Origin of the sequence: uncultured Olegusella sp. (genome assembly GCF_947253395.1) — a bacterium.
Classification (GTDB): domain Bacteria; phylum Actinomycetota; class Coriobacteriia; order Coriobacteriales; family Atopobiaceae; genus Olegusella.
In genome coordinates, this window is sequence record NZ_CAMXYY010000083.1 from 1 (window position 1) to 6139 (window position 6139).

The 6139-nt window shown below is 43.3% G+C and carries 6 protein-coding genes; 5 read left to right on the top strand and 1 reads right to left on the bottom strand.

The features are described 5' to 3' along the window. The first annotated feature begins 191 nt into the window (after positions 1–191). Positions 192–554, top strand: a complete 363-nt coding sequence (locus Q0X25_RS06610; protein ID WP_298580265.1) for a hypothetical protein — start codon at positions 192–194, stop codon at positions 552–554. Further along, positions 551–928: an ASCH domain-containing protein gene (locus tag Q0X25_RS06615; protein WP_298580268.1), complete on the top strand. Its 378-nt coding sequence runs from the start codon at positions 551–553 to the stop codon at positions 926–928. Before Q0X25_RS06610 ends, Q0X25_RS06615 begins: the two co-directional genes overlap by 4 nt. A 6-nt stretch (positions 929–934) precedes the next feature. On the opposite strand, the gene Q0X25_RS06620 is transcribed toward Q0X25_RS06615, so the two are convergent. Continuing rightward, the gene (locus Q0X25_RS06620) at positions 935–2407 is read right to left on the bottom strand and encodes a GNAT family N-acetyltransferase (RefSeq protein WP_298580279.1); all 1473 of its coding nucleotides are present in this window, start codon (positions 2405–2407) and stop codon (positions 935–937) included. Between the two features lie 289 nt (positions 2408–2696). Here Q0X25_RS06620 and Q0X25_RS06625 point away from each other — a divergent pair, with 289 nt between their 5' ends. The 3 genes from Q0X25_RS06625 to Q0X25_RS06635 all read left to right on the top strand — a co-directional run. Next, complete coding sequence (locus Q0X25_RS06625; RefSeq protein ID WP_298580271.1) at positions 2697–3707, top strand: hypothetical protein; 1011 nt, start codon at positions 2697–2699, stop codon at positions 3705–3707. Beyond that, positions 3704–4741 carry an Eco57I restriction-modification methylase domain-containing protein gene (locus tag Q0X25_RS06630; RefSeq protein WP_298580274.1) on the top strand — a complete coding sequence of 346 codons (1038 nt, stop codon included), beginning with the start codon at positions 3704–3706 and terminating at the stop codon, positions 4739–4741. Before Q0X25_RS06625 ends, Q0X25_RS06630 begins: the two co-directional genes overlap by 4 nt. Positions 4742–4743: 2 nt before the next feature. After that, positions 4744–6139 (top strand): DEAD/DEAH box helicase family protein (locus tag Q0X25_RS06635; RefSeq protein ID WP_298580276.1); only part of this gene is annotated, 1396 nt, incomplete at its 3' end.

A 6139-nucleotide genomic window follows, 5' to 3' on the forward strand; every position in this document is an offset into this window, starting at 1 on the left:
GATATCCTGGATGCTTCTTTCTTCAATCGTGTCTAATCGTCCCAAGTTGTTTCAAAGAGCATCTGAGATTACTGACTTTCTTCTAGGTTGCTTTTTCTTACATGCTGGGAGCAAAAGAAAGGTATTCTATAGCTTTATAAGATACATAATCTCGACCATTGAGGTCGACTAGTACCTAAGGGATTCAGGCTTTGAAAAGAACTACGATAATAACCGCAAAGATTCTCGATCGTTATGCCAAGCTCATTGAGCAAGGTATAAAGCATTATGAGGTGCGGTCTGACTCCCTCGAAGCAATAGATGCCATCCATCTTGTAAGTGCTGAAACTGGGAAAAGTCTTGGTACGTATGAAGTATTGCACACGTTTCACTTTGGCAGGGATGATGACGAGAAGGTAATGCTGCTTGCTCAGACAACAGCAGATCAATTCTATAAGCTCTTTCCCAAGCCCGAACTAGGCGGGCCAACGATACTCTGGGTTGCAGAGCTCGGTAAGCCAGTGAATCTCGAAATATTAGTCAGTATTGAAAAGCCTGAGGCAGTGACAAAATGAAAGTCATGTTATCTATAAAGCCAGAGTATGTCGATCGCATAATGAACGGCGAAAAGATGTATGAGTACCGGCGCAAAACCTTCCGCAGGCAAGGTGTGGACACTATTGTTATCTACAGCACCCACCCTCAATGTGCTGTGGTGGGAGAGGCGATAATCGAAGACATACTAGAATCATCCCCTGAGGAATTGTGGAATAAGACTAGTAAACATGGCGGGATTGACCACGATAGCTTCCTGAAGTACTTTGAAGGCACAGATACTGCATATGCAATAAAGCTTGGCGAGGTACTAGTGTTCAATACTCCACGGTCTATCGCAGATTATGCTCCCAAGGTTAAACGCGCTCCTCAGTCTTTCATATATGTAGATTAATTTGATCTATTTCGCAAGCGCCCTTATCGTCCTATAGCGCGCTTCAGATAGCTTGGCTATCGATTGAGGTGCACTCATTCCAATGTGCCGCATTTCTGAGAGGCTTACAGGGTGATCCTCGAAGTAGCAAATAAGATTAAAACTGATGATTAGTACTCCTTTTGTTGCACCGGTTACAAGGGATTGAATTTCCTGAGGATTATAGACTGTTCGACGTTTGGTAAGAGCAACTATTTCATCAACGTCAGCCGACCTAGTCGCGCCTACAACTACCCCCATCGTATCAATAACTTGCCTATCCTTCGTTTGATAGAAGAGAAGTAAGTCTCCCACTTTGGGTATCGTTATCGGAGAACCAGTTAGATAGGCTTTCTTAATCGTGTTTCCTTCGGCCGCATATAAATCCGCAAAATCACGGAAGAGCGATCTACTCAAATCAGATATATCAGGAAAGAGTCGCTCATGCCACTTACGGATAATGGGCACTATGTACTTAGAAATTCCTTCATCATCTTTGTAACTCGGGTAGAAGCGTCGGATAAACTCCGCATTGTCTACTGAGATGTCTTTTTCATATTGTGGCACCATATACTTCAGATACACAGCATCACTGCCATGATAACCATTCTTATCAAATCCAAATTCATATCCAAGTTCGATGAGACTGGTCTGCTGCGATTCGTTAGTGGTGAAGTATATAGCAGTGCGGCCATTTTTCAGTGCATAATTAAAAGCGCAGTAGAGAAGACGCTCACCTATCTTACATCCGCGAGCAGATTCCCCAACTTTTAATGTACATAATTTCAGTGTCTTGCCCCGTGGAATTAAACCGCCATCATTAATTGGTTCACCCTGTTCGTCTTTGTATATGCAAAGACCAGCAATTTCCTCATTCCTTTTTACAATCCAACATTTTCTCTGAGCCTCACAGCATTTCTTCTCAAACCAATCATTGAAGCCATCGTAGGATGCGCGAAGCGAGTCAAAGAACGGGTCATCGATGTCAAGTTCATAGCAATAGGAATCATTAACCGCAGCAAGATTGATTGGTTCAGCGGCGGTAGGTAGGATCTCTTCAAATTCATCAAGCGTAAGCACGCGATCCCTTAAGCCAGATTGAAAAGCTTTCTCAAGAATCCCCTTGTCATTGGTAATGAGGAAACTCACCGCATGTTTCTCAACGCAGAGAAGTAAAGCGTTGTCGATAAAATCATTTCTAGTAACACATGTCCAACCACACTTTTGAAACTTCTCTTTCGTCGGCTCTGGAGGATTGTTAATTTTTTTGAACTTGGCGATGCGCGTAAGCAAAATGTTACGCCGAAAATCATTCTTATCATTGTTGATGTCTTCATATTGAAGCTCATGAATAAAGGGGTCCACACTTCCTCGTGCGCGTTTTAAAACTTCCGCAGCTGTTTTTGATAGCGGATGCCCCGTATCTTCCAAATCCATGATGATATTCGTATCAAGCAGCACTGTAATCAAGATTTCCCACCTCCGACAGAAAAATTCATATCACTCAAATATATCTAGGCTTTATCTCACAAAACCTTCTCTCCTATGCTTATAAAAATAGACCTAAAAGCACGCACATACGACTACTTCGAATACTGTCACAAAAGACGAGAAAATCTAATAGTTATCAACAAATATTAGACATATAAATTGCCAGACAACAATTACCGATTAGCTCGCCCGTACAATAGCCGTAGGGCTTAAGATAGCTACTAGACAACAAACATCTACTAACACTCTTGGAGCTCCATTGACCCACGTTCGCAACATAGCAGACAGCAATATCGTTGCCAGTGTGGTCAATCATTACGGAATTAATACGTTCAAGGCTCTCTTGGTTGATCGCACGAGAAGTGTTGGAAAGCGCGGATCAGCTCGGCACAATATCTACTGGGCCACCGATGAATACATCTCGATGGGTCCAGGCTTTATGCCGGCAGACGAAATGCAGGCAAGCCTTATCACCGGACCACTTTCATCTGTCATCCGCCCACGCGTTGCAAAAGCCCTTGAAGCCCAAGCAGCGCGAACAAAAGGCAAAGCTGAAGTCTTTACCCCCTCATGGCTCTGCAATCGCATGAACAATGATATGGATGAAGCTTTTTTTAACCGTCGAAACTCCTTCAATACAGAATCTGCCGACAGCCATAGCTGGACTCCAAGTAGCGAAGTGTCTTTTGCAGGCGCCCAAGGTGCCTGGCGCCAATATGTCAGCAATCGCATGCTAGAGATTACCTGCGGGGAAGCACCTTTTCTTTGCAGTAGATATGACACCACTACGGGCGATATTTTAGAAATCCCCTATCGCATCGGAATCCTCGACCGCAAGCTCCGCGTCGTAACAGAGAACACGAGCAGCTATGACGCATGGTGGAAGCACGCAAAAATCGTCCTACGCAATGTCTACGGCTACGAATATCAGGGGGACTCTCTTCTTATCGCACGCATCAATGTCCTCATGACCATGGCTGAGTGGAAACAGTTCTGCTGGGGTGAGTGGCTTAGTGAAAAAGAAGTTAAAGAAGTCCTAGAGATTATCTCTTGGAACTTCTGGCAAATGGATGGTCTCACTGACCGCATTCCCGATGTCGCAGATGGGAGTCGATGGGGCATACAGGCACAATTACCAGGTTTCGAAGAGTTTGGTATCGAGACATCTGAGGAGTGCACTCCCCTTTGCAAGGTTTGCGACTGGAATCACAACAAAGAAAAGGTGACGTTCGCCTCAATTAAAGTTGAGGAAGAAGGAAGGTTGCTGTGAAAAAGTTTTATGGCGTAATCGGAAACCCGCCTTATCAAGACACTTCGGTTGGAGACCAAAAGACCTTCCAAAAGCCAATATACAATGACTTTATTGATGCGGCTAACAAGGTTTCAGATCGGTGTGTTCTAGTCCACCCTGCTCGTTTTTTATTTAATGCAGGGTCTACCCCAAAAAGCTGGAATCGCAAAATGCTTTCAGATGAGCACTTTAAGGTGCTTCAGTTTGAACCTGATGCAAGTAGCGTTTTTTCAGGCGTCGATATAAAAGGCGGTATTGCAATTACCCTGCATGATAATATGCGCTCTTTTGAACCTATTAGGGTTTTTACTCCACATAAAGAATTAAATTCTGCTATGCAAAAGGTATGTAAAGACGAAACTTTTGAAAGCTTTAGCAATATCGTCGTGACTCGTACCGCTTATAGATTCACAGACAAAATGCATTCTGAACATCCTGAGGCAAAAGAACAGTTAAGTAAAGGACATGCGTATGATGTTTCCACTAACATTTTCGAAAGATTGCCGCAGGTATTTCACTTATCAGTACCTAAAGATGGAAATGATTACATACGGATATTAGGCAGAAGAAACAATCAACGAGAGTACCAGTACATAAGGCGAGATTTCATTAAGCCTGTAGTTAACTTAAACAGCTACAAATTGTTTTTATCAAAGGCAATCGGGAGTGGACAATTCGGCGAAATGCTAATTGCCCCAATCATTGGTACACCAGCTACTGGGTCTACTGAAACCTTTATTAGTATTGGCAACTTTGATACAGAAATTGAAGCGGCCAACGCCAAAAAATATATTGAAGGAAAGTTTTCAAGAGCTTTATTAGGTATATTGAAAATTACGCAGGATATATCACCAGATAAATGGGCATACGTACCCCTCCAAGACTTTACGTCGAACTCTGATATCGACTGGAGTCAATCTATTCACGATATCGACCAGCAGCTCTATACAAAATATGGCTTGTCTAAAGAAGAGATTGAATTTATTGAGACACACGTGAAGGAGATGAGCTAAGTATGGCCACCTCCAACATCACATCGCTTGTAAAAGCTTCCAAACCCGTACGTCCGATGATTTATTCCTATACCACTCCCCAGATTGCGGCTCATCAGGGTTGGTCAAAGATTGGGTACACGGAAAAATCAGTTGATGAGCGCATTAAGGAGCAGGTCAGAACTGCCCAAGTAAAAGCAAAAAAACAATGGCAAGGCCGTGCTGAGTTTGATGATGGCGAAGAGCCTACCACCTTTAAAGACTATGACCTACACGCTTATCTCGAAAAACTCGGTATTGAACGCGCCGTTGATGAAGAATCTGGCAAAAATACTGAGTGGTTTCATATAGACGGACCTACTAGTAAAAAACATTACCAAGATTTCAGAGAAAATCGTGGGTTAATCGCAACTGATGAACCGTCTACCTACATCTTGCGAGATGAACAGGTAAAAGCAACTAAACAAGCCCTTAGCTATGCTCACTCGCATGAACATGCAGAGTTTCTCTGGAATGCAAAACCGCGCTTTGGCAAAACTCTAAGCTCCTATGACCTAATAAAACAGCTTGGCGCAAAACAAGTTCTCATTGTTACCAACCGCCCTGCTATCGCAAACAGCTGGTATTCCGACTATGTAAAGTTCCTCGGAACTCAGTCTGGCTACTACTTTGTTAGTGAGGTCTCCTCACTTAAGGGAGCAAAGCATGTCATCTCACGTGAGGATTTCTCTCACCTTGTGGCAAACGCGCCTAAGAATAATTGTCCACGTTGCATAGAGTTTGTTAGTCTTCAAGACCTCAAAGGCGCAATTGCATTTGGTGGAAACTATTCCAAACTTGACCATATTGCTGAACTCGCCTGGGATGCGCTAATCATTGACGAAGCTCACGAAGGTGTAGACACCTACAAGACTAATGTTACGTTTGACCATATCAAGCGCAAATTTACCCTGCACCTTTCCGGCACTCCTTTTAAGGCTCTCGCTTCGGGTAAATTCGAGAATGATGCCATTTTTAACTGGACCTACGCAGATGAGCAGCAGGCAAAGACTAACTGGGATAAGAAAAACCCTGAGCTTCTTAATCCCTATGAGGATTTGCCAAAACTCAACCTCTTTACCTACCAGATGAGTGACGTAATCGCTGACAAGCTCAGTCAAGGAATTACTATCAATGATGAGACCGAAGAGTTTGCTTTCGATCTCAATGAGTTTTTCTCGGTCAACGACAGTGGGCGATTTAAGCATGATGCAGAAGTAGATCAGTTCCTCAATGCACTCACCACTCAAGAAAAATATCCTTTCTCTACTCCAGAACTTCGAGATGAACTCAAGCATACATTTTGGTTAATCGGCGGCAATCCTCGACCTTCAGACTCCGCAAAGGCACTTGCTAAGAAGTTAGAAAATCATCCTGTAT